Here is a 24,113-nt window from a genome sequence, read left to right as displayed (position 1 = left end):
GCTGCGGCGTTCCGCGCCTAGGCCGTGTAGAGATGGGTAAAGACAGTTGGGTATGAGGGCGCTGCTGCCGGCCATACTTGGGGGCGCAGTAATTCTGGTTTTCGTTGGACCGGCAGCATGGCTGCAGGCGGGCTATCTCAGCACAGCCCTCGGCGTAGCCTTGCCCGACCTTCCCTTCGCGCCGCACCTCGACGAGTTTTCCTCCACCCTGCATGCCATGCCGGTTTTCGCGGGTCTCGCCGCCCTCGCCTATCTCTGGCTAGTCCTCATCCCGCTCCTGTTCTGCGCGTTTAGATTACCATCACGAGGGCTCGCCTTCCTCGTACTTACGCTCGGCGTGAACCTGCTCTGCCTGATATCAGCGCCCGCTTCCATGATCGACAGCGCGCTCGAAGGCGACACGGCAAGTGCCATCACACTTGCGGCTTTCCTGTTCTTTGCTGCGGCGCTCAGCTTCTACCTCGTCGGCGAAAGTCCTTTCGTGTCCTTCGCCTATGTCAGCTGGGCACTGATCGCTCTCTTCGCCTCGCTCCACCTGTCTGACAGGCTGGTGGAAAACCCGTCGCTGGAAGACACATGGATGTCGGTCGCCCGGCTCCATGCAGGCGGCCTCTCCGTCCTGCTGTCCGGTCTCGCCCTTCTGGAAAGCCGCGCCCTCGCCCTCGGCGCGCGGGGCTCAGGCATATTGAGCGCGCTGCTCGCCATCATCATCTGCGTCGCTGCTGGCGTGATGGTCGTCTACCAATACCGGCTTGGCCTTGCAGACCTCGCTATCACCGACACGCCCCAGTCGCTTGAACAGCAGAGCGACCTCCTGCGCGGCTCGGTTGCGGGCTGTGTCCTGCTGGCAGGGCTGGTGATGGCACTCATCCGCCACGCAATTCTGACACGGCATGGGCGCCAGTCGGCGCGCACACCGGATGATCAGCCCAGCACGTCGTAAAGCTCGGTCCGGCGGTCGCGGAAGAAGCCCCAGGCGGCACGGTGACGGTCGAGGAAATCGAGGTCAAACTCGGCCATGATAACGCCCTCTTCGCCGCGCCCAAGCTCATCGACGATCTCGCCGGCATGGTCTGCGATAAAGCTCGTGCCATAGAAAGTCTGGCCTTCCTCATCGCCTGTGCGGTTCGCCGCAACGACCGGGATCACATTGGAAACCGCATGTCCCTGCATGGCCCGGCGCCAGCGCGCGGCGGTATCAAGGCTGTCATCATGCGGCTCAGAACCGATGGCCGTCGGGTAGAAGAGAACGTCCGCCCCCATCAGCGCCATGGCGCGCGCAGCTTCCGGGAACCACTGGTCCCAGCAAATGCCAACGCCGATACGGCCCTTCATCGTGTCCCAGACGCGGAAACCGGTATTGCCGGGGCGGAAGTAGAACTTCTCCATATAGCCCGGGCCATCTGGAATGTGGGATTTTCGATAGACGCCCAGCGGCGTGCCGTCCGCATCAATGATGACGATGGAATTATAATACTCCGGCCCGTCTTTCTCATAAATCGAGACCGGGATGACGACGCCGAGCTCTTTCGCGAGCTCTGACAGCTGCTCCACCGCTGGATGCTCTGCCCACGGATAGGCCGTGGCGAAGAACTTCTCGTCCTGCACCTTGCAGAAATAATGGTCGCAGAAGAGCTCTGACGGCAGGATGATCTCTGCGCCCTTGGCGGCCGCGTCCCGCACCAGCTCTTTCACCTTGTCGATATTGGTCTGCATGTCCTTGCTGAACGAGGCCTGCAGGGCCGCGACTTTTACGGTTCGGCTCATGTCGAAAGACCTCCGTCAGTTTGGGGGACCTGCTGGGTCATGCAGTGGAAGCTGCCACCGCCAGACAGGATGTGGCGCGATGGCAGGGCGATAACTTCATGCTCGGGCATCAGCGCCTGCAGCTCTGCTTCGGCGAGCTTTGAATGCTCATCCTCATAGACCGGCAGGATCACCCGGCCGTTCGAAATCAGGAAATTCATATGGCTCGCGGGCATGATCTCGCCATCCTCGTCGAGGATACGGCCCGGGGACGGGATGGTCGACACCTGAAGCTCTGCGGCGCGCAGCGTGTCTTTAATCTCGCGCAGGACGGCGGCGTTCGGGTCATCATCGCCCGATGGGGTCTGGCAGACGACATGCCCCGGCGCGATAAAGCGCGCGATATTGTCGACATGACCATCAGTGTGGTCACCGAGCAGACCGTCGCCCAGCCAGACGATACGCTGCGCATTGAAGGCGAGCTTGAGGTTCTCCTCAGCCTTCTCCTGGCTCCAGCCCGGATTGCGATTGGGATTGAGAACGCATTGACGCGTCGTGATCAGGACGCCCTCGCCATCCTGCTCGACAGCGCCGCCTTCCAGAACGAAAGGCAGGCGCTTCAGCGGATGACCCTCGAGCCGCGCGATTGCCGCCGCCGTCTCGCTGTCGCCTTCCAGCTCATACTTGCCGCCCCAGCCATTGAACTCGAAACCGAGCCCTTCGAGGCGGTTCAGATACTTCACGAAAACAGGACCGATATCGCGCAGCCAGATGTCGCCCATCGGCGCGTCGAACATCTCGGCCTTCTCACCAACAAGGTCCGCCGCTTCAGCGCGCGAGGCCGGGTCGCCAATGACGAGTTTGACACGCACGACAGGTGCCAGCGCAGCAATCAGCGCGGCAATCTCTCGCTGCGCGCCCTCATAATCCTCGGCCCAGGCATCCTTCAGATGTGGCCAGCCAGCCCATATCGCAGACTGGGGCGCCCATTCGGCCGGGGTGAATGCAATTGTCGTGTCGGTCATGGGCCGCGATTTGCCACAGGTTGCCCCAAAGAAAAAGGGCGGCCCGCATGGAGCCGCCCTTTCAATGATGTTCCTTTCGGAGCGCTTAGAATTCGTAGCGCAGGCCGAAGCGGATTTCGTAGCGCGATGCGTCGCCGATACGGGCTTCGCAACGCTCGGTCGGCTGACCGGATGCATCCACGGTGCACTGGGCCGGGAAGCCGCGCTGACGCAGGACGCCCCATTCGTCGTTCAGCAGGTTGGTGAAGTTGTCGATGACAACAAAACCAGAAGCGACATGGTCGTTGAAGAGCGTGAACTCTTGCTCAACCTTGATGTCGACCTTGCCCCACCACGAACCGTCTTCGCCGTTACGCTCTTGGCCGAGCGCAATGAACGGGTTGCCTTCGAGGAACGGGGTGAAGCCCGTGATCGAGTTCGGATCTGCGTCGATGGTCAGGCTGTACGGCGCACCGGAGTTTGCCTGGCCGAAGGCCGTGAAGCGCGTGACGTTGTCGCCGAAGAAGGCGCGCTCATAGTTCATAAGAGCCGTGAAGCGGTGCTCGATATTGTAGTCCGAGCGAGCTGCCGACACGTTTTGCGGGTCGGTGAAAGCACGGTTCACATAGTTCGAGAACGCAACCGAAGAAGTCATCGGGTGAACGTCTTCAGCGTCCGAGTAGGCGTAACCGAACGACCAGTCGAGACCGAAGTCATACTCTTTGGCGATAGAAGCCGAAACGAGCAGGGAGTTCGGGGACGAGTCAGAGTTGGTCAGCACGAATGCTGGTTCGCGAACGCTGGAGTAGGTCGGGTAGGTTGCCCCATCCGGTCCTTGGGTAACGCCCGTTTGCTCCAGGTCACCACGGATCCAGACAGCGCGGTCCTGGCCAACCGTGTAGAGGATGTCGCCAGAAACGACATACTCGCCGCCAAGAGCTGGGATGTCGATGAACTTGGTCGCGCCAAGAGCCCACTTCCACTCGTATGGGATTTCGAAGTCTGGATCGAGGTAGTTGATCTCGAAGTTCGAACCCTGGCCAGCAGCAACGGCGTCAGCCATGACCTGTGGCACACAGTAGCCTGGGCCGGTTGGGACGCCAGCCTCACACATGGTGTAAGGGATGTTGAAGATGGACGGGCCACCGTTCTGCTCGAGGCCGAATGAACCGCCGTCTGCACCGAACTGGAGAACGTTGTTCGCCGAGTAGGTGTTGGACAGCCAGACGTTCGGGTTGCCGCCGGAGTAGATGCCGACACCGCCGCGAAGGTCGAGCGTGTCGGTCGCGTCAAGCGTGAAGCCGAGACGTGGCTGGAGAAGGCCTTTGCCGTCGAGGGTCTGGTTGTTCGAGAAACCGTAGTCTGCCAGGAAGTCGAAGTTCGTTTCTGGCGCATCGTCCGTGGTGTAGTAGTCGTAACGAAGACCACCGGTCACGACCAGGCCGTTGCCGAAATCATACTCGTCCTGGGCATAGACGGTGTGAACCTCATAGCCCCAGTCAGCAGCCGCATCTTCCGGATTACCGGATGGTGCGTTGTTGTAGTTGATGTTGTCAGCAAAACCGGCGCGGAAGTTCTCGATCGCTGGATCGAAGCCCGTCGGCAGGGTGCCAGCATTGGCAGCGCCGCTGGACCGGTCGAAGTCGATCTCGGTTTCGGTGTGCTGGACGAACAGGTTGAACACGTCGAGTGCTTCCTGCTCATAGCCGAACGACAGGTTGTGGTTGCCGATCGTGTAGAAACCCTTCAGCGCGATGGCCAGCGTGTCGTAGTTCAGGACGTTCGACTGACGCGAGTCGTCGCCGCCGATATAGACGTCGACGTCGTCGGTTTCGATCGTGATCTCACCGAAGTCAGTGCCGCCGAGAGAGTTCTGACGGTTCGCCAGTTCGGAGTAACCGATACGGATTTCGGTCGAGAAGTTCGGCGTCCAGTCAGAGTAGAGCGAGCCGACATAGGCTTCGAGTTCTGCACCGCGCTCATAGAGGTGGTTGGAGAATTCGAGTTCGGAAAGGTCACCATCCGAAGCGACGATGTTGAAACCGTCGTTCCAGTTATAGGTGAACGTCGCGCGGTGGTTGTTGTTGATGTTCCAGTCGAGCTTGACGAGGATCTTTTCGTCTTCGTTGTCGAAGCTGGTCGGGATCTCACCTGGGTCGTAGTCGTAGAGATTGAGCGCGATATTGCGGATCTCGTCGACTTCAGCCTGCGTGATGTTGACTTCGTTCACTGCACCCGAGCCGAGTGGGCCGCGGTCGAACAGGTTCACGCCTTCGAGCTTCTCATAAGCTGCGAAGAAGAAGAGGCGATCCTTGAGGATCGGGCCGCCGATGCCGAAACCGTAGCGGTATTCGTCATATTCACCGGTGGTGATGTCGTCGCCTTCGAGGCTGTCGCCGCGAAGACCGTCATTCGTGTAGTCGGCGAACGCGTAGCCTTCGAACTCGTTGGAGCCCGACTTGGTCACAGCGTTGATGTTACAGGCCGAGAAGCCGCCATACTGGACGTCGAACGGTGCAAGCTCGATGGAGACCTGGTCGATCGCGTCGTAGGAGAATGGAATGCGCTCGGTTGGGTAGCCGTTCGAGTTCAGACCGAAATTGTCGTTCAGGCGAACGCCGTCGACGGTCAGCGAGTTGAAGCGGGAGTTCTTGCCGCCACACTGTACGCCGTTGATGTCGCCGCGGGACTCGTCGACATAGACGCGCGGGTCGAGGCGCAGGATGTCGGTGATGTTGCGGTTGATCGCTGGTGCGTTGTTGAGCACTTCGGCGCCAAAGGTGGCCGATGGGCCGATTGCGACCTGGGCGAGGTCTGCCGTCGAAGCGGTCACGATGACCGTGTCCATCGTGCGGTTGCCTTCGTCGAGCGTGAAGTTCACTTCAGCTTGGTCGCCGAGCGAAAGAGCGACGTCCTCGACCGCGCGGCCCTGGAAGTCGGTCGCGAGAATTTCGACGGTGTAGGAGTTGCCAACCGGAAGGTTGCGCAGAACGTAGCTACCGGTGCTCGTCGTGGTGGTCGTCCGGACGAGGCCGGTTTCCGGATCGGTGACGATGACGTCAGCGCCGACGATCGGTGCGCCAGCTGCGTCGGTGACTTGGCCGCGAACGCCAGACGTCGTGACCTGCGCTTCGGCAGGTGCGACGATCGCCGCGGTGAAAAGTGTAGCCGCTGCCACACCTGACATTAGTTTCCAGTTGGACATTGAAGAAACCCCTCTTCAGTTGCTCGGTTTGACCGAATTCCCCAGACGGAACACGACCAAAGCTCAATTGCTCGCGCCTCTATTCCTGCTATGTAACTCTTTCGTGACAGTCATTAGTATGAGCTGTGCGCTGCAGCATTCCGTTTCGGAAGCGTGCAAAAAAGACACACATCACCTCTGGCGCTGGCCTTCGGGGAAACTCCGCGCTAGCAGCAAACAGAGATGACCCGCACCGACGCACACCAGACTGGCTATGCCCGGCTCACAGCCCTGATTCTTATCGGGCTTCTGGCATTGCGTATGCTGAGCGTCCTTCTGACCCCGCTGGAACTCTATGCGGATGAAGCCCAGTACTGGCGCTGGGGACAGACGCTGGACTGGGGCTATTACTCAAAGCCGCCCTTGATCGCGTGGACCATCCACACGAGCACGGCCATCTTCGGCGATTCTGCCTGGGCGGTGCGCCTGCCTGCCGCCTTCCTTCATACGATCGCGGCCTGGTGCCTATTCCTCCTTGGTCGCCGCATGGTAGGTCCCCGGACCGGCTTCATGGCGTCTGTTGGCTACGCGCTCATGCCGGCGGTCTGGCTGTCTTCATTCGTGCTGTCGACGGATGGCGTCCTGATGCCGATCTGGGCCTGCGCGCTCTATCTCCTCTGGCGCGTGCGCGAGGGCGAAGCTGGCTGGGCGGGCTTCATCGGCCTTGGCCTCGCAGTAGGCGCAGGCTTCCTCGCGAAATACGCGATGATCTATTTTGCCATCGGCATCGCACTCACGGCCGTCTTTGACGCGCCGACCCGCAAGGGCCTCTTCTCTCTTAAAGGTCTCGCTGCCCTCGCCGCGACGCTTGTCGTCATCACGCCCCACCTTGTCTGGAACGCGGCGAATGATTTTGCGACCGTCGGTCATACGGTCGACAACGCCAATCTTGGCGGCGACCTGCTCAATCCCGAGAACGCCCTCAAATTCGTCGCAGACCAGATGGGCGTCTTCGGCCCGGTCAGCTTCCTTGGCCTGATCGCCGCGCTTTTCTTCCTACGCGCCAGCAGACGGCCGGAAACAGGACGTCAGGAGCTTTGGCTCAGCGCCTTCATCGTCCCGGTCCTGACGATCATCCTCTTCCAGTCGGTCCTGTCCCGGGCACACGCCAATTGGGCGGCGACCGCTTACCCCGCCGCCTCCATCCTGATCGCGATTTTCTTCATCCGTGCCCGCGCCAATCGCTGGCTGTGGTGGACCATTGCCGCGCTGTCAGCGGTCGGCTTCCTGCTTGCACCGGATTTCACGCTGACAGCACGCTTGGCCGTCGGTCTTGCCGTTGCCGCAGGGATTGTCGCCTTCGCCTTCGCCTTCCGCTTCCGTCCCGAAGGCCTCTTCTGGGCAGGGCTGTCCCTGCACGGCATTCTTGGCCTCGCGATGATGATCGCCCTCATCATCCCCAACATGATCTCCGGACCGCTGGACCTCGACAACGCCCTTAAACGCACGCGCGGCTGGGATGCACTCTCAGACCAGCTTGCCGCCTTTACAGCAGAGAACGGCACGCCAAGCGCCCTCGTCACCGATGAGAGAGAAGTCTGGCACGGCCTCGACTTCTATCTGAAGGACCGGATCGACGCGCCGCTCATCCTCTGGCGCTATAATGAAGGCGCGCACAGCTTTGCAGAACAGCAACCGCTTACCGCCGCCATAGACGGCGATGTTCTGATCGCAAGCTACCGCCCGAACCGCCGCCCCGCCATCGCGGCCGACTTCGAGACCTTCGAGCGGGTCGGCTCCGTCAGCGTCGACCTCGGCGAGCGCTCGAATGGCTGCCCCCTCCAGCGGGAGCTTGTCCTCTACCGCGCCTCCGGCTTTGACCCTCTGCCCCGCACAGGCGACTGGGTCGACCGCTTCGAGGACGAGACGATGGATGCGCCCCCGCCTTGCCCTGCGCAGAATTAGGCGCACCTTCGCTTGAACCCCCTCCCGCTTTTCTGGCAGTTGCACTGACATGGGCACCCTGAAGGCCGTCCTCGGCCCGACCAATACCGGCAAGACGCACTACGCCATTGAGCGTATGATGGGCCACGCAAGCGGCATGATCGGCCTGCCGCTGCGCCTGCTTGCGCGCGAAGTCTATGACCGGGTCGTCAAGGCAAAGGGCGAGCGCGCCGTTGCGCTCATCACGGGCGAAGAGCGCATCGAGCCACCCACCGCGCGCTACTGGGTCTGTACCGTGGAATCCATGCCGGTCCACAAGCGGGTCGAATTCCTCGCCGTCGACGAGATTCAGCTCGCAGGTGACGAGGATCGCGGCCACGTCTTCACTGACCGCATTCTCCATGCGCGCGGCACACAGGAAACGCTCCTGCTTGGCGCAGAGACCATGCGCGGCGTCCTGCGAGACCTCGATCTCGATGTGGACACCAATACGAGAGAGCGCTTCTCGCAGCTTCACTATGCTGGCCCGACAAAGATCACCAAGCTGCCCAAGCGCTCTGCCGTCGTCGCCTTCTCAACTGAGCAGGTCTACGCCATTGGCGAGCTTCTGAAGCGCCAGAAGGGCGGGGCCGCCATCGTCATGGGCGCGCTCAGTCCGCGCACCCGCAACGCGCAGGTCGCGCTCTATCAGTCTGGCGAAGTCGACTATCTCGTCGCGACCGACGCGATCGGTATGGGCCTCAATCTCGACGTGGAGCGGATCGCTTTTGCCGCGCGCTCAAAGTTCGATGGACGCCGCAATCGCTGGCTGTCGGCCGCAGAAGCCGCGCAAATTGCAGGGCGCGCCGGGCGTTTTCGTACTGACGGCGAGTTTGGCGAGACGGGCGACTGCCCGCCTTTCGAGGAAGAGCTGGTCCACGCCATCGAGACGAACCAGTTCGAGCCGGTCGATGAGCTTCAATGGCGCAACTCCAATCTCGACTATCGCTCCATCAAGACGCTGATCGCCAGCCTCGCGCGGCCTTCCGGGCATCCAGTCCTGCGCCAGAACCCGCATGCGCTGGATGAATGGGTGCTGCGCCGTATGGCCGAAGACGAAGCGATCGGCCCTGAAGTCCGCGGCGAGCGCAAGGTCCGCCGTCTCTGGGATCTCGCCCGCCTGCCGGACTTTCGTAAATCAGGTCATGAGGGCCATGGGCGGCTGGTCCTCGGTCTCGCGGAAACACTCGCAGACCCCGATGCGCGGCTCGGCGATGTCGCCATGGAAAAGCGTCTCGACAACCTCGAAGCCAACGTCCCTGACATCTCCAGCCTTCAGCACAGGCTTGCCATGATCCGGACGTGGACCTATGCCGCCCATCGTGAGGACTGGCTGGAAAACCCGGCCTATTGGCGTGAGAAGACGCGGGAAATAGAAGACAGGCTGTCGGATGCGCTTCACGCTGCGTTGACATTGCGCTTTGTAGACAGGCGCACCACGGCCCTGCTTGCCGGACTGAAAAGGGAAGATCTGCTTTTGACTGAACTGTCTGACACCGGAGAAGTCACCGTCGAAGGTCATGTTGTTGGCCGCCTCGTCGGTCTCCACTTTGAACCCGCCTCCACGGCGAAGACGCTGGAAGGCAAGGCTGTGCGCTCTGCTGCCGTTTCCGCGCTGGGCCCGATCCTTGCCGAAAGACTGGGAGAGATTGCCGGCGCACCTGCCGAAGCCTTCGCCCTTGCCGACAGCGGCACCATCACCTGGAAAGGTGAGGAGATTGCCCGCCTGAAGCCCGGCCCGGACTGGCTTGCGCCCCGTCTTGAGCTGATTGGCGCCGAGGACACCGAAACCCACCGTCGTGAAGCCGCCCTCAAGCGCGTCGACGAATGGCTCGGCGAGGAAATGAAGCGCGTGCTGCCAACCCACGCAAAGCTCAAGCTTGGCGAAACCGGCACAGAACTTCAGGGCATGGCGCGCGGTCTTGCTTTCCGCCTCCTCGAAAGCGGCGCGGCCATCGACCTTCGCGAAGAGTCGCCCCCGCCGCACGTCTCCAAGGAAGAACGCGATGCGCTGAAAACCGCAGGGCTGCGTACGGGCCGGGTTGCCGCCCATGTGCCGGACGCCCAGAAACCTGCCGCCCAGCGCATGATCGCCATCCTTCAGGCCAGCCAGTCAGGCAAAGGCCGCCGTGTCGCCCCGGAAGGCGCAGGCTCCTTCGAGCTCGACGGCGAATGGGACGATGCAGAGCTGCACGCCCAAGGCTATCTGCGCTTTGGCAAGCGCGCCGTTCGCGCAGATCTTGCAGAACGCCTTGGCTGGGAAATCTCCAAGCGCCGCAAGGAAGCCGACAAGCCCGCATTTGAGCTCCCGGCAGAGCTGGCCTCTGTCATCTCCTGTCCGGGCGATGAGTTTCCAGCCGTCGTGAAAGGCTTTGGCCTCGCCCCGGCCGAGAAAGATCCTGAGACCGGCGCGGTCACGCTCTGGCGCTACCTGTCCCGCAATCGTCAGGACGGCCCGCCGCGCGGCAAGCGCCCGCAATCTGGTCCAAAGGGCAAGGGCGGTCCGCCCAAGCATGCAAAGTCCGGCAGCCCAAAAGGCCGTCCGCAAAGAGGCGGCGGGCGCCCCGCGCCACGCCAGCCGGATCCGGACAGCCCGTTCGCAGCGCTCGCCAGCCTGCTGCCCCCTCCGCCGCCGGCTCCGAAGCCAAAACCGAAGAAGAAAAAGCCAAAACCGGCCAAGGCTGATGGAAATGCCAATCAGGATGCGGGCAAGCAGGCAACGCCTCCAGCGACCGATACGCCTGCGGCCGATAACGACACGCCGGAGAACAAGTCATAAGCGAAGAACTGCGCCTTGATATCTGGCTCTGGCGGGCACGTTTCTTCAAGACGCGTGCGCTCGCCACAGCCCATGTCACCGGCAAGGGCGTACGCCTCTCCCGGAACGGACAGTTGCGCAAAGTGACCAAACCCGGCTTTCGTATCCTGCCGGGAGATATTGTAAGTTTTCCCAGAGGTGGCCAAATAGTCAGCGTCCGGGTGCTTGATCATGGAGAGCGCCGCGGACCGGCCAGCGAGGCGCGCGAGCTCTATGAGGATCTCGCCATAAACGATCAGGAGCGCCACGATGCTTGATGCGCTGAAGAACTTGTTTTCAAAGCGGGCCCCTGCCCAGCCGCGTGAGATCGACCCCGAGGTCGCCACGGCTGCCCTGCTCGTCGAAGTCGCGCTGGTCGATGGTGTCTATGCCAATCTTGAAAGCGACCAGATCGCAGAAATTCTGCTCGACAGCCTCGGCCTGGATGCTGAACGCGTCGATGAAGTCATGGAGCAAGGTGAGGATCTCGCCGAAAACTCTGTTGGCTCACACCAGTTCACCAAGCATGTGAAGAAGCTGCCGCTTCTCAAGCGCGTGAAGATAATTGAGGGGCTTTACCTCGTCTCACTCGCCGATGGCGCGGCCTGCAAGTTCGAGGGCGCTTTCATCCGGCATGTCGCCAGCCTGCTTCATGTCGATGATGTTCGCCGCAATCAGGCGCGCCGCCGGGCTGAGACGCGTCACCTCTGACGATTGACTTAAGGCGTCTTCATCGCCAAATGCCCGCACACCTAAAGCCAGGAAGACTATATCTCCATGACATATATCGTCGTCGATGCCTGCATTCGCTGCAAGTATATGGACTGTGTTGAGGTCTGCCCCGTCGATTGCTTCTATGAAGGCGAGAACATGCTCGTCATTCACCCTGACGAGTGCATCGATTGCGGCGTCTGTGAGCCGGAATGTCCTGTCGAGGCCATCAAGCCGGACACAGAGGATGATCCGGATTCCAAATGGCTGAAACTGAATACCGAATACGCAAAGGTCTGGCCTAATATCACGCGCATGAAAGAACCTCCCGAAGACCGGGAAAAGTTCGCGCAGGAAACAGACAAGCTTGAAAAGTACTTCAGCCCGAAGCCAGGCGAAGGCGACTAGTTCGCACCTGCGAAATACTCACAGTTGTGAAATAGTCTTTTTTCTGATATATAAATAGCAGCTTAATTTCAGGGAGCCTCTGTCAATCTCCGGTCTGACTGTGAAATCGTCACCGGGGGACAAAGGCTCATGTTGCGTAGAAAGGCTATCAGCACATGTCCAAAGAAACACAGGGTGATGTCCAGGAACTCGCTTTCGCGGTCGGCCAGTCGGTCGTCTATCCGGCACACGGTGTCGGTCAGATCACAAAGATCGAAAAGCAGACCGTCGCTGGCATGTCACTCGAAGTGTATGTGGTGTCGTTCGATCAGGACAAGATGATCCTGCGCGTGCCGACCAACCGCGCTGAAGCCTCGGGCATGCGTGCCCTCGCTGGCTCCAAGCTGGTTGATGACGCCCTCAAGACCCTCGGCGGCAAGGCCCGCATCAAGCGTACCATGTGGTCGCGCCGGGCACAGGAATACGAAGCCAAGATCAATTCCGGCGACCTGATCTCAATCGCGGAAGTTGTGCGCGACCTGCACCGCGGCGAAGACCAGCCAGAGCAGTCCTACTCCGAGCGCCAGCTCTATGAGAACGCGCTCGACCGCATGGCCCGCGAGCTTGCAGCGGTCGAAAACACCGACCATGACACCGCGATGGATCGCCTCGCAAAGTCGCTCGCCAAAAAGAAAGCCGCCTGACCGGCCCATTCTTTTTTGGTCAGAATTTCAAAGCCCTGCCCTTACCGGCAGGGCTTTTTGTTTACACAGATGAACAAAAGCTGAAATTTTTTATCCCCCAGAGTGAACCAATACTCGTCATACGCGTATGCACATGCAGGGACCGTCCGTAAAAAACAGATGAGGAGCCGCGCCATGGCAGTTCGTTCGACAACAGATACAGCAGATCGCCGTTTTGTCAGAACCGCCATGAACAAACCGATGCTCAGCCAGGAACACGAGGTGGACCTTGCTGTACGCTGGCGCGATCATCAGGACGAAGACGCCCTTCATGAGCTGACCAGCGCCTATATGCGCCTCGTCATCTCCATGGCCTCCAAATTCCGCCATTACGGGCTGCCGCTGTCCGATCTTGTCCAGGAGGGCAATGTCGGCCTGATGCTGGCCGCCGCACGCTTTGACCCGGAGCGTGAAGTTCGCTTCTCGACCTACGCCTCGTGGTGGATCCGCTCTTCCATTCAGGATTTCGTCCTGCGCAACTGGTCGATCGTCCGCACCGGTACGACCGCCGCGCAGAAATCGCTCTTCTTCAATCTGAAGCGCCTGCGCGCGAAGATCGACGATACAGGCGACGGCATCATGACGCCGCAAAACAAGACATGGATCGCGACCCATCTCGGCGTGCCAGAGCGCGACGTCGAGAACATGGCCTCCCGCCTCTCCGCGTCCGACCGCTCGCTCAACGCGCCGCTCGCGACCGACAGCGAAGCCCAGTGGCAGGACCTTCTCGAAGACGAGAATGAAGTCACTGAAACGCGCGTCATGGAAATGCATGACAGCGAGCGCCGCCGTCGCTGGATCCTTGAAGCCCTCAAGACGCTGACCGAGCGCGAGAACCTGATCATCCGCGAACGCCGCTTCACCGATGACACCGTCACGCTCGAAGTGCTCGGCAAACGCCTCGGCATCTCGAAAGAACGCGTGCGCCAGATCGAACATCAGGCGCTAGGCAAACTCCGCAAGGCCTTGGTTTCCATGGTCGGTGACCCAGAAGAAACCGGCCTCATTCCGACCCGGTAGATTACTCCTCTTCCCCTAAAAACTTGAAAGGCCGCAGGCTCCCGCTTGCGGCCTATTTCTTTGCTCCCCATATCCCTTTTGAAGCCGATGGTCGCCGCTGAGCGGGGCCGGAAGCCGACCCGCGGTTACGCCGGATGCAGCACGATGCTGATCCAGTCAGGCCGCCTTTAAAATTCTGCCTTTGAAAGGGGATAGATATGAATTTCGATACGTACACAGAGCGTGCGCGAAGTGTAATCCAGTCGGCCCAGACGGCCGCGCTTGCTGCAGGACACCAGCTTTTCCTGCCAGAGCATATCCTGAAAACCATGCTGGAAGACCGTGACCGGCTCGCCGTGAATCTCATTCGCGCGGCTGGCGGTAATCCTGAAATCGTCCAGCAGAAAACCGATGAGGCCCTGCGCGCCCAGCCGAGCGTGTCTGGCGGCGATGCAGGTCTTCGCCTCGACCAGAAGACGGCCAAACTCTTCGCTGACGCTGATGCGGGCGCCAAAAAGGCGGGCGACAGCTATGTCACCGTTGAGCGCCTTTTGATCGCGCTTGCAGGCCTCTCAGGCTCCAAGGCTGCCGCAGCGATTGAAGCGGGCGGCGTAAAGCCCGGCGCGCTCGAAGCTGCCGTTGCCAAACTCCGCCAGGGCCGCACGGCTGACACCGAAAACGCAGAGCAGGGCTATGAAGCGCTGAAGAAATATACGCGCGACCTCACCGCTGATGCGCGGTCCGGCAAGCTCGACCCGGTCATCGGCCGCGACGAGGAAATCCGCCGCACAATCCAGGTGCTTTCACGCCGCTCCAAGAACAATCCGGTCCTGATCGGTGAGCCTGGCGTCGGTAAGACCGCCATCGCTGAAGGTCTCGCGCTTCGCATCATCAATGGCGACGTGCCTGAAAGCCTTAAGGACAAACGCCTGCTCGCCCTCGACATGGGCGCGCTCATCGCTGGCGCGAAATTCCGCGGTGAGTTCGAAGAGCGGCTGAAAGCCGTCATCAAGGAGATCGAACAGGCCGAAGGCGGCGTGATCCTCTTCATTGATGAGATGCACACCCTCGTTGGCGCGGGCAAAACGGACGGCGCGATGGACGCCTCCAACCTGCTCAAGCCTGCGCTGGCACGCGGTGAGCTTCACTGCGTTGGTGCCACGACGCTGGATGAGTACCGCAAATATGTCGAAGGCGACGCCGCCCTCGCCCGCCGCTTCATGGCCGTCTACGTGAATGAGCCGACGGTCGAGGACACGGTCTCCATCCTTCGCGGCCTCAAGGGCCGGTACGAAGCCCACCACGGCGTGCGCGTCTCCGATGCGGCGATCGTTTCGGCAGCCAGCCTGTCGAACCGCTACATCACAGACCGCTTCCTGCCGGACAAGGCCATCGACTTGATGGACGAGGCCGCATCGCGTCTTCGCATGCAGGTCGACTCCAAGCCTGAAGCGCTCGATGAGATCGACCGGCGCCTGCTCCAGCTCAAGATTGAGGCTGAAGCCCTCAAGAAGGAGAAGGATCAGGCCTCGAAGGACAGGCTGGAAGCCATCGAGGATCAGATTGCAGAACTGCAGTCTGAATCCGATGAGCTGACCACGGCCTGGGCCGCCGAGAAGGACAAGCTGAAAGGCGCGGCCTCTGCCAAGGAAGAACTCGACCGGGCAAATGCCGACATGGCCGAAGCCCAGCGCCGGGGTGACCTCTCCCGCGCGTCAGAGCTGAAATACGCCGTTATTCCCGAACTTGAGGCGCGTATCGCAGCGGTCGAACGCGCCGAGGCCGAGGACAAGGAAGATGGCGGTCTCGTCTCCGAGGTCGTTCGGCCAGAGCATATCGCCGCCGTCGTCTCCAAGTGGACCGGCATCCCCGTCGACAAGATGATGGAGGGTGAGCGCGAGAAGCTGCTTCGCATGGAAGAGGCGCTCATGAAGCGCGTCGTCGGTCAGGAAGAGGCGCTTGCAGCAGTCTCCAACGCCGTCCGGCGTGCCCGTGCTGGCCTGCAGGATCCCAACCGGCCTATCGGCTCCTTCCTCTTCATCGGCCCGACCGGTGTCGGCAAGACGGAGCTCACCAAGGCGCTCGCCGAATTCATGTTCGACGACGACTCCGCGGTGCTGCGCCTCGATATGTCCGAGTTTCAGGAGAAGCATTCAGTCGCAAGGCTGATTGGCGCCCCTCCCGGCTATGTCGGCTATGAGGAAGGCGGCGTGCTGACCGAAGCTGTCCGGCGCAGGCCCTATCAGGTCGTCCTGTTCGACGAGGTGGAGAAGGCCCATCCGGACCTCTTCAACACGCTGCTTCAGGTGCTTGATGATGGACGCCTCACTGATGGCCACGGCCGCACGGTGGACTTCCGCAACACCATCATCATCATGACCTCGAACCTCGGCGCAGATGCGCTTGCCAGCGGTGACGCCGGCGAGATCAATAACGCCCAGCGTGAAGCGGTGATGATGGCGGTCCGGGCGCACTTCCGGCCGGAATTCATCAACCGGATCGATGAGATCGTCTTCTTCAAACGGCTCGGCCGGGCAGAAATCGACCATGTCGTCGATATCCAGATGGCTCGCCTTTCGAAGCTGCTGGCCGACCGCAAGATCAAGGTCGACCTCACCGAAACGGCCCGCACCTGGCTCGCTGATCGGGGCTATGACCCGGTCTATGGCGCGCGCCCTCTCAAGCGCGTGATCCAGAAAGAGCTTCAGGACCCGCTGGCCAGGCTCGTTCTCGAAGGCAAGGTCGCCGACAATTCGACCGTGAAAGTCGATGTCGAAGGTGATGCCCTCTCGATCAATGGCGTGCCGAACGACTTTGCCAAAGGCGCTGCGGCCCTGAACTGATCAGGAATCGCCAGACCTGAAAGCCTCACCCGGCCCCTTAGCGGGCCGGGTGATTTTCATTGAGGAAGGCGAACGTCTCACGCAGCACCTGCGCCCGCACTTCCGAGCCGCCAATATAGTGGTCGGCTTCACCCAGACTGACGGATCTGAAGCCGGGCTTCCCATCAAGCTCACTCGCAATCAGACGCGCCTGCCCCGTGCGCACCACAAGGTCATTCTCGGCATGGAGAATCAGGATCGGCTGGTCATACTCGCCGGCCCGCGCCACAGGAGAAATCACCGCGCGCTCGGCCTCTGAATCGAACCGGTTGAGCCCGAGATAGCGCTCCCAGTATTGGCCGGTCTCGGAGTCCAGCGCGAACGCGCCGACATGGGCGAAGGGCTGGGTGACACCGTTCACAGAGATGAGGCAGCGCGAGCGCGCCTTGTCCTTCAGCCCCATCATCAGCGCGGCATAGCCGCCATAGCTCGCTCCGGCGACACAGTAGGCGTCTTCTGCGACAAGGCCCTGGCTCACCGCCCACGCACCTACGTCAGCGATATCGTCGATCATCTTGCCGCCGAACTCACCAAAGCCTGCATTGCGAAAATCCTGTCCGTAACCGCTGGAGCCGCGGAAGTTCGGCTGGATGACCAGATACCCTTCGGCCGCCAGAGCCTGCGCCCACCAGTCATAACCGAGGCCATCGCGCGCCTCAGGGCCGCCATGCGGCATGAACACGGTCGGGAATGGACCGTCCTCCAGCGTGCGCCCGGGCGGCAGTGTCAGGAAGGTCTCCACCTGAAGCCCGTCACGCGCCCGGATCTCGCGTGTCACGACCTGGCCGGTCGCTGCCTCTGCAAGATGCGACGCGGCCGAACCAATTGGCCCCAGCGCCCCTGCCCCCCGGTCGAACACATAATAGTCCGCAGGCCTGCCGGGCTCTGCGGCAGAGATTGCAATCTTTGACCGGTCGCGGTTCCAGGATTCAATGTTCACGCGCTTGCCGGCAAGGGCGCCGCTCAACTGGCTGAGCACGTCGCTGAGGACTGGATCGGTGAACACCTGACGCGTCATGCCGTCGAAATACTCGAACCCTACAATGCCGCGCGTATATGTATCGCGCACCGGGCTCGCCCGACCGACATCGACGCCTGCAATCCGGACCGGCTCCATCGAGCCATCGTCTAGCGACATGAAGTAAAGCCCATCCTCGTCGCCAACATCGCGGAAGATGATCAGCTTGCCGCTCGCCTGATCGAGGCCCAGAACCGCGAAATCATTGGCGCTGGCGCTATCATACGTGAACAGCGTGCGATTGTTGCTGCGAAGCTCGCGCCTTGTGGAGCGATCCGGACTGACGATTTCGGCGACAACATCACCCTCAGCGTCGAACCAGGCGCCGAGGGTCGACTTCAGTAGGGTGCGTTCACGGCGCGACTTACCATTGTCAAGCCGCGTCTTGAACGTTGCGATGGACCAGGCCGTACCGCCCCGGTCCGGGCTGATGCTTCCTAATGAATGCTCGCTCTGCCCCGTATTGGCGGTCACAGCCGCCATCATGATGTGCCGGTCATCATCTGGCAGAACGGAAACGACCGACTGACCGTTGAGGATCATTCCCTCATCATTGAGCAGCACGTTGAGCTCATTGTCATCGATGTCATAGGAGAGCGCCTGCAGGAAATTATAGTCCCGCTGCCCGTCCACGGTCTGCAGCGACTTGAAGGTCGAGACATTAATGATGAGGTAGTCGTCAGACGGCCAGTAGAAGCCTTGGAGGCGGACTTCCCCGCCAAGCGGGATGAATGCGACGTCCTCGCCCTTCGTGATGTCGAAAATGCAGACCGATGGCTGCCCCTGCGGTGAGCAGTGCACGGCAAGCAGATCACCTGTCGGAGACAGGCTCGGCCACTTCACGCCGTCGGCGCGCCCATACAGGTCCGCCGTGTCGGCGAAGGACGGCAATCCTGCAGTGAACACTACACACAGCGCCGCAATCAGTTTTTTCATGAAAAGCTCCCTCTCAACCTCAAGGCTAGAGAGGCGCTCTGACGCGCGCAACTGTCCAACAGCTTTGCGCTGAGGATTTACGTCGAGTCTTTGATTACGCGCCCCCGGACGACCCGGATCTCCGCAAAAATGCATGGGTGCGCTGCACAAATATGCCTTCAAATTTATGCTGCGGGCGCGAAGTTGTTGTTGTGCACCTGCGAAAAAGCAGGGCCGGACCAAGGGCAACGACCCAGCAATTCAAATCGAAAAGGGCTCGATTATGAAAAAGCGTATTTCCTCCTTCCTCTTCGCAATGTCCATCTTTGGCGGCGTTGCGCACGCTGAAACCGACTACAAGGCCGTTTCCGCGACGCTGACCTATGACGAAGCCGCACTCGCGACCGAAGCCGGCGCCGCTGAAGTGCTCGCAGACCTCGAACTGCAGGCAGAGCGCGCTTGCCGCAAGGTTTCGCTCGTCACCATCGGCCTCTCGGTTGATGAAGTCTGCGCAGAAGACCTGATGTACCAGGCCGTCGACACGATCGGCCACCGCAACCTGTCCATGCAGTATGCAGACTCGACCTACTTCACCGTAGCACCGTCCGAGCGCATCCAGCTCGCAGCACGCTAAGCGGACAAAGCTTCGCCTCTCACTTTCGAGAAGCAAGCCGACTTTAAAGAACCCCGGCACGGATCTTCCGGCCGGGGTTTTTTCATGCCTGACGTTCCGGGACGGGACATCGCTCAGCCTACCCTCGGCGCATCTGTCGCCCTTCCACCAGGCCAAAGAAAAAGCCCGCGCTCATCATCTGAACGCGGGCTTTCTATGACTTGAACCGTATTTGCAGCAGCGCCGCTTATGGCGCTGGTGGGGCCTCATGGCTGGCCATCAGGACGCCGCCACCATTCGGGGTCGGGGCCGTCTGGCGCATCTGGTCGATCTCATCGCGGCGTGCGACGAACTCTTCGAACATGGCCGGGCTGTCAGCCAGCTTGCGGCCGGTCGGCATGTCCAGCGTCATTGCATTGATGTGCGACCCATTGCGCAGGACTTCATAGTGAAGGTGCGGGCCGGTCGACGCGCCGGTGGAGCCGACATAACCGATCACGTCGCCCTGCTGGACGCGTGCGCCAGCGCGCATGCCGCTCGCAAAGCGGGACATGTGGGCATAAGCGGTCTGGAAGCCGTTAGCGTGCTTGATGCGGATATAGTTGCCATAGCCGCCATAGCGGTTGGCGCGCTCGATCGTGCCGTGGCCAGCCGCATAGATCGGCGTACCGGTCGGAGCAGCGAAGTCGGTGCCCTTGTGCAGCTTGTTATAGCCCGAGATCGGGTGGCGGCGATAACCGAAGTTCGAGGAAAGACGCGCGCCATTGATCGGCGTCTTCATCAGGAACTTCGTGGCGCTCTCGCCGTCGAAATTGAAGTAGTCCGTCGCGCCATCATCTTCCGGCGTGAAACGGTAATAGGACTTGTCGACACGGTGGCCGTTGAAAGCCGCATAGAGAACATTGCCGGAGCTGACGCGATTGCCGCGCTCATCGACCATCTCTTCATAGACGATTTCAAACTCATCGCCTGGCTGGACGTCGCGCTGGAAGTCGAGGTCATAGCCAAAGATCTTGGCGAAATCGACGACCTGCTGGTCATGTGCGCCCTGTGAAAGCGCGGTCTGGTAGATGCTGCCATCAATCGTGCCAGCAACCCGGCGCTCAACCGGCTGGGTATGTGGCTGGAGCACCATCGGCATGAACTCGCCGTCGCTCATGCGCTTGGAGAGGATCTGGCCGCCATTGTCCCGGCTGAGCGACAGGGAGACGAGCTCAGCAGTGTCTGGCGTATCGCCGCGGAATTGTGCCGTCACATTGAGACCCGGGCGCACACGGCGTGGATCGACAAGCTCAGCATCATAGATCGCCTGGAGCGAACGCGACGCATCGGAACCACCGACGCCAAGTTCAGTTACCAATTCGATCAGCGTCTCGCGCGGCTGAAGCGTGCCGTCGCGGGTGATGACTTCGGTTTCGGGATCGAACCCGTCCGCTGTCAGGAGCGTTGAAGCAAGCGGCATGGCAAGTTGCACGGTGGCTGGGACCTGGGCCTCAGCGGTGCGTGACTGGCCGAGCGAGTGGAAAACACCAAGAGATGTACCAACGGCGGCGATGCCGAGCATGGAAAGGGTAACTGTACTACGCGATAGGTTCATGTCGTGAAACGGGCCTCCCTGGTCCCAGCGTGCAAGACGCGTGCAGACGGTTCAAGTCTATGCCCCTGTGAGTTGAATTCCTTACCTCGCAATTAAGGTAAACGGTTTTTCAACTAGCCCCGCTACTGTAGCTATCGCAGGGACGGGGGCTTCTGCAAGCAGGTGTTCCATTACATCTGCATTAGTCGCTGCGATGCAGCATCTGGATACGGAATGATCAGGCGTTTGATTAAAAATCGTCCATGGATGACCATCAGCTGTGCTGTCGTGGGATTTATTCTACTGGCGCTGGTCTCGATTTGGCTCATGCGCCAGTCGATCGCGCGCCACTACACAGAACGCTGGTGCGCCGCCAACGACCTGACCTGCAGCTTCGATATCGACCGGCTCGGCCTCTCCGGCGTCTCGCTGAGCGAAATCTCCGTCGCCAACCAGACGGACCGCAGGCCTCTCGAAGCTGGCAAGCTGGAGGTCGACCTCGACTGGCCGGGCTTCTTCTCACCCAGCGTCCGCCTCGTCAGTGTCGATGATCCGGTCATCCGGCTCGAATATAATTCCGACGGAAGTGTCACGCTTGGCGGCCTCGAAGACATCGCTGCCAGCGACAGCTCAGACGAGACCCAGCTCAACATTCCCGCCATCCGCATGCGCAATGCCCGCGTCGAGATCGCGACGCCCGCAGGCGATATCCAGATGTATGGCGATGTGAATGCACAGTTGCCACTGCAGGCCGAAATCCATGCCCGTGCAGAACCAGCCGACCTTCGAACAGAACAGGGGCGGCTGAAGATAGAGGAAGGCCGCTTGGACCTCTCCATCATCGGGGCCGCCGTACAGGGCAGCGCCCGCTTCCAGCTGAGCGATGCGCGCTTTGACGCCTATCGTGGCCGCAACATCCTTCTCGATGCCAGCCTGACCCCATCCCTTCGCCCGACGCTGGAGTTCACGCTCGAGGCCGAAGAGAGCGCCGCGCAGGACATCGCCGCTGAGAACCTCCGCCTGACCGGCACCGCCGGCATCAACCCCGGTAAGCTCGACACCGCGGAGCATGGCCCCATAGGCTTCCTGCGTTCGCTCGCAGTCTCGGGCGAAGCATCAACGCTGCGCTACAAAGAAAACGTAATGACCTCGCCGACGCTGACGCTGGATGCTGCCCGTTCGCGCTCCGGTCCGCTGGAAGGCACGCTGGCCATTGGCACAGAGGCCGCCACGCTTGCCGGGATATCGCTTGGCCGCACCACCCTGACGGGCGAAGGCGAGGTGGACGACCAGCTGAACGAAGCCGCGCTCGCAGGCGACCTCACTATCGCAGAGGCGTCCGTCCCGCGGGAGACGAGCCGCGACCTCCTCTCACCGCTGCGGTCAGGTCCCCCCTTCACCGCGCATGGCAATGCGCTGCGCAGCGGCCTCACAGCTGCCCTGAATGAATTCAGGCTTGGCGCTTCCTACCGTTTCGGATTTGAGCGCGGCACCGGCTGGACGCTGGAGACAAGCGACAAGATCAACGCGACTGCCGCCAACGGCGCGCAATTCTCGCTCGCCCCCACCGGTAGTGAGCGTGTGCTGACCATTTCGAACGGGCGCACAGAACTGAGCGGCGTCGCCGCCCTCAATGGCCCGTCGCTCCCCTCCCTCAATGCCTATGTGAAACAGGCTGGCGTCACCTCAGAAGGCGTCCTGCTTGAAACAGGCAGGCTACGCATTGCCCCATGGCGCGCCGACGGGCTCACCCTGTCCGTCAATCTCGACCAGCTCACCCTGAACACACAAGCCGCTGAGCCCGGCCTCCAGGCTGTGGGCACGGCCAGCATCAATGGTCGCATGTTTGGCCTCGACTTTGCCGACACCAGCATATTTGGCGGTGTCGACGCGCGCCTCTCAGACCCGCTGCGCGTCCAATCCTTCAGTACACGCTGCATCGGCCTTAAATCCGACGGTTTCACCTCGCCCGATACGCTCCGCGTTGGCGCCTTCCTGACAGAGCTCTGCCCGCAGGACGGCCGCCTGCTGCGGCGGGCAAATGGCGCGATTTCAGGACAGCTTGGCGTCGCCTCGCTTGAGCTACCGTTCGAGAGTGAGAGCACATCCGGCACCATCGCCCTCAATGATGGCGTTCTGGACTGGCGCGCGGCCAGCACAGCAAGCCTCAGCCTCACCGGCCGCCAGATGACCGCAGACCTGAAGATCGGCGAGAACACGCTTGTGATCGCCGCCGCGCGGCCAGAGCTTGGCTTTAAAACGGGCCGCCCGCTCTCCTTCTCGGCGCGCACCCGGCGCACAGAGCTGACCGGCTCGCTCGTGCCCGCGCTCATCGATATCGAGTCACTGACGCTGGATGCTACGCTGCCTGAAACCGGCATTGCAGGCTCTGGCAGTGCAAGCACGGTCATCATCCGCGACAAGAATGAAGACCCCATCTACCAGCCCCTGCAGACCGACCTCAGCGCCGAGTTCGCAAACGGCATCATGCAGCTGAGCGGGCCGCTACGGACAAGTCGGAGCCAGCGCGAGATCGCCGACCTGCAGATGACGCTCAACCTGGTAGAGCTTGATGGCGAAGCATCGCTGCGCTCCCGCGACCTTGTTTTCCAGCCGGGCGGTTTCCAACCAACGGCCCTCAGTGAACGTGTGCGCGGCCTCCTGTCGAACGCACGTGGGCGCCTGAATGCCGCCGCGTCCCTCCTCATCGATGGCGGCGACCTCAGCGGTACTGGATTTGTCGAGGTGCGGGATTTCGGCTTCGACACGCTGCGTGTGGGCGCGGTGAACAATATCAATGGCCGCATTGATTTTGACGAGCTGCTCGAGCTCCACACGCCGCCCGGCCAGAAGGTGACCGTCGGAGAAATCAATCCTGGCCTTCCTCTTCGGGACGGTGAAATCGACTTCCAGATTCTCGGGGCAGACGCGGCGATCATCGAGCGTGCTTCCTGGCCATTTGCAGGCGGCACACTGCTGCTAAACCAGTCGCAATGGACGATCGCGGGCACGAGCGACATCGTCGAGATCACCGCCCGCGAGATTGAGCTTTCGCGCCTCATCGAGGTTTTCAGCCTGCCGGACATCAACGCAAACGGCACAGTTTCCGGTACCTTCCCGGTAGAGCTTCGCGGCGCCAATGTTTTCATTCGCAACGCCGTGCTTCGCGCCGACGAGGAAGGCGGTACGATCGCCTATACGGGCAGCGTTGCAGACGCGGCCTCGCAAGCAGATGAACGTGTCGACATGGCCTTCCGCGCGCTCCGAAACTTTGAGTTCTCGGTGCTGGAGGTCGGCGCGGACGGCAACCTCACCGGCAGTATGATGATCACGCTGGAGCTGGTCGGAAAGTCGCCGGACGTGCTTGGCGGCGCGCCATTCGCCTTCAATATCGGCGTCGATTCAGAGCTTTCCAAACTGATCCGCAGCAGCCAGAGCATAACCGGGACCGACTGGCTCGCAGAGGTCCGTAATGGCTCGCTTACGGGCGATGACGCACCGGATGAAGAGGAAAGTGAAGACGCCCCCGCAGGTGACAACCCGTCTGAGCCATGA

16 protein-coding genes are annotated in these 24,113 nt (G+C 61.2%); 11 read left to right on the top strand and 5 right to left on the bottom strand.

Annotated elements, in window-relative coordinates; genetic code table 11:
- The first annotated feature begins 52 nt into the window (after nt 1-52).
- Nucleotides 53-943, top strand: coding sequence for a hypothetical protein (locus tag KUV46_06785; GenBank protein ID QYJ02089.1), 891 nt, complete (start codon nt 53-55; stop codon nt 941-943).
- Here the strand turns inward: KUV46_06785 and aguB are convergent.
- The 3 genes from aguB to KUV46_06770 all read right to left on the bottom strand — a co-directional run bounded on the left by aguB (nt 925) and on the right by KUV46_06770 (nt 5,955).
- Nucleotides 925-1,767: an N-carbamoylputrescine amidase gene (gene aguB, locus KUV46_06780; GenBank protein QYJ02088.1), complete on the bottom strand. Its 843-nt coding sequence runs from the start codon at nt 1,765-1,767 to the stop codon at nt 925-927. The two genes, KUV46_06785 and aguB, sit on opposite strands and share 19 nt — an antisense overlap.
- Nucleotides 1,764-2,771 carry an agmatine deiminase family protein gene (locus tag KUV46_06775; GenBank protein ID QYJ02087.1) on the bottom strand — a complete coding sequence of 336 codons (1,008 nt, stop codon included), beginning with the start codon at nt 2,769-2,771 and terminating at the stop codon, nt 1,764-1,766. The genes aguB and KUV46_06775 overlap by 4 nt, the downstream gene beginning before the upstream one ends.
- 85 nt (nt 2,772-2,856) lie before the next feature.
- Complete coding sequence (locus KUV46_06770) at nt 2,857-5,955, bottom strand: carboxypeptidase regulatory-like domain-containing protein (GenBank protein ID QYJ02086.1); 3,099 nt, start codon at nt 5,953-5,955, stop codon at nt 2,857-2,859.
- 222 nt (nt 5,956-6,177) lie between these two features.
- Here KUV46_06770 and KUV46_06765 point away from each other — a divergent pair, with 222 nt between their 5' ends.
- The 8 genes from KUV46_06765 (at nt 6,178) to clpB (ending at nt 16,397) form a co-directional block, all read left to right on the top strand.
- Nucleotides 6,178-7,899, top strand: a complete 1,722-nt coding sequence (locus KUV46_06765; protein QYJ02085.1) for a glycosyltransferase family 39 protein — start codon at nt 6,178-6,180, stop codon at nt 7,897-7,899.
- 49 nt (nt 7,900-7,948) lie between these two features.
- A complete protein-coding gene (locus KUV46_06760) occupies nt 7,949-10,696 on the top strand; it encodes a hypothetical protein (GenBank protein QYJ02084.1) in 2,748 nt (915 codons plus the stop codon).
- The gene (locus KUV46_06755) at nt 10,693-10,992 is read left to right on the top strand and encodes an RNA-binding S4 domain-containing protein (GenBank protein ID QYJ02368.1); all 300 of its coding nucleotides are present in this window, start codon (nt 10,693-10,695) and stop codon (nt 10,990-10,992) included. Before KUV46_06760 ends, KUV46_06755 begins: the two co-directional genes overlap by 4 nt.
- A complete protein-coding gene (locus KUV46_06750) occupies nt 10,985-11,425 on the top strand; it encodes a TerB family tellurite resistance protein (protein ID QYJ02083.1) in 441 nt (146 codons plus the stop codon). Before KUV46_06755 ends, KUV46_06750 begins: the two co-directional genes overlap by 8 nt.
- Before the next feature lie 66 nt (nt 11,426-11,491).
- Nucleotides 11,492-11,833 carry a ferredoxin family protein gene (locus KUV46_06745; protein QYJ02082.1) on the top strand — a complete coding sequence of 114 codons (342 nt, stop codon included), beginning with the start codon at nt 11,492-11,494 and terminating at the stop codon, nt 11,831-11,833.
- A 155-nt stretch (nt 11,834-11,988) separates the two neighbouring features.
- A complete protein-coding gene (locus KUV46_06740; GenBank protein QYJ02081.1) occupies nt 11,989-12,516 on the top strand; it encodes a CarD family transcriptional regulator in 528 nt (175 codons plus the stop codon).
- 174 nt (nt 12,517-12,690) lie between these two features.
- A complete protein-coding gene (locus KUV46_06735) occupies nt 12,691-13,575 on the top strand; it encodes an RNA polymerase factor sigma-32 (GenBank protein QYJ02080.1) in 885 nt (294 codons plus the stop codon).
- Between the two features lie 197 nt (nt 13,576-13,772).
- The gene (gene clpB, locus KUV46_06730; protein ID QYJ02079.1) at nt 13,773-16,397 is read left to right on the top strand and encodes an ATP-dependent chaperone ClpB; all 2,625 of its coding nucleotides are present in this window, start codon (nt 13,773-13,775) and stop codon (nt 16,395-16,397) included.
- Nucleotides 16,398-16,434: 37 nt separating this feature from the next.
- On the opposite strand, the gene KUV46_06725 is transcribed toward clpB, so the two are convergent.
- Entirely contained in the window at nt 16,435-18,390 is a 1,956-nt protein-coding gene (locus KUV46_06725) for a prolyl oligopeptidase family serine peptidase (protein ID QYJ02078.1), read from the bottom strand.
- 262 nt (nt 18,391-18,652) lie between these two features.
- Here KUV46_06725 and KUV46_06720 point away from each other — a divergent pair, with 262 nt between their 5' ends.
- Nucleotides 18,653-19,003, top strand: a complete 351-nt coding sequence (locus KUV46_06720) for a UrcA family protein (protein ID QYJ02077.1) — start codon at nt 18,653-18,655, stop codon at nt 19,001-19,003.
- Between the two features lie 226 nt (nt 19,004-19,229).
- Here KUV46_06720 and KUV46_06715 read toward each other — a convergent pair whose 3' ends face one another.
- The gene (locus KUV46_06715; protein QYJ02076.1) at nt 19,230-20,579 is read right to left on the bottom strand and encodes a M23 family metallopeptidase; all 1,350 of its coding nucleotides are present in this window, start codon (nt 20,577-20,579) and stop codon (nt 19,230-19,232) included.
- Nucleotides 20,580-20,825: 246 nt separating this feature from the next.
- Between KUV46_06715 and KUV46_06710 the strand changes: the two genes are divergently transcribed.
- Nucleotides 20,826-24,113 carry a YdbH domain-containing protein gene (locus tag KUV46_06710; protein ID QYJ02075.1) on the top strand — a complete coding sequence of 1,096 codons (3,288 nt, stop codon included), beginning with the start codon at nt 20,826-20,828 and terminating at the stop codon, nt 24,111-24,113.

Origin of the sequence: Thalassovita mediterranea (assembly GCA_019448215.1) — a bacterium.
Lineage (GTDB): Bacteria > Pseudomonadota > Alphaproteobacteria > Caulobacterales > Hyphomonadaceae > Henriciella.
This window is presented reverse-complemented; position numbering and strand designations above follow the sequence as displayed.

Excerpts from the sequence above, each read along its gene's own strand:
- KUV46_06785 (QYJ02089.1), top strand. The coding sequence starts at position 53 with ATGAGGGCGCTGCTGCCGGCCATACTTGGGGGCGCAGTAATTCTGGTT.
- aguB (QYJ02088.1), bottom strand. The coding sequence starts at position 1,767 with ATGAGCCGAACCGTAAAAGTCGCGGCCCTGCAGGCCTCGTTCAGCAAG.
- KUV46_06775 (QYJ02087.1), bottom strand. The coding sequence starts at position 2,771 with ATGACCGACACGACAATTGCATTCACCCCGGCCGAATGGGCGCCCCAG.
- KUV46_06770 (QYJ02086.1), bottom strand. The coding sequence starts at position 5,955 with ATGTCCAACTGGAAACTAATGTCAGGTGTGGCAGCGGCTACACTTTTC.
- KUV46_06765 (QYJ02085.1), top strand. The coding sequence starts at position 6,178 with ATGACCCGCACCGACGCACACCAGACTGGCTATGCCCGGCTCACAGCC.
- KUV46_06760 (QYJ02084.1), top strand. The coding sequence starts at position 7,949 with ATGGGCACCCTGAAGGCCGTCCTCGGCCCGACCAATACCGGCAAGACG.
- KUV46_06750 (QYJ02083.1), top strand. The coding sequence starts at position 10,985 with ATGCTTGATGCGCTGAAGAACTTGTTTTCAAAGCGGGCCCCTGCCCAG.
- KUV46_06745 (QYJ02082.1), top strand. The coding sequence starts at position 11,492 with ATGACATATATCGTCGTCGATGCCTGCATTCGCTGCAAGTATATGGAC.
- KUV46_06740 (QYJ02081.1), top strand. The coding sequence starts at position 11,989 with ATGTCCAAAGAAACACAGGGTGATGTCCAGGAACTCGCTTTCGCGGTC.
- KUV46_06735 (QYJ02080.1), top strand. The coding sequence starts at position 12,691 with ATGGCAGTTCGTTCGACAACAGATACAGCAGATCGCCGTTTTGTCAGA.
- clpB (QYJ02079.1), top strand. The coding sequence starts at position 13,773 with ATGAATTTCGATACGTACACAGAGCGTGCGCGAAGTGTAATCCAGTCG.
- KUV46_06725 (QYJ02078.1), bottom strand. The coding sequence starts at position 18,390 with ATGAAAAAACTGATTGCGGCGCTGTGTGTAGTGTTCACTGCAGGATTG.
- KUV46_06720 (QYJ02077.1), top strand. The coding sequence starts at position 18,653 with ATGAAAAAGCGTATTTCCTCCTTCCTCTTCGCAATGTCCATCTTTGGC.
- KUV46_06715 (QYJ02076.1), bottom strand. The coding sequence starts at position 20,579 with ATGAACCTATCGCGTAGTACAGTTACCCTTTCCATGCTCGGCATCGCC.
- KUV46_06710 (QYJ02075.1), top strand. The coding sequence starts at position 20,826 with ATGACCATCAGCTGTGCTGTCGTGGGATTTATTCTACTGGCGCTGGTC.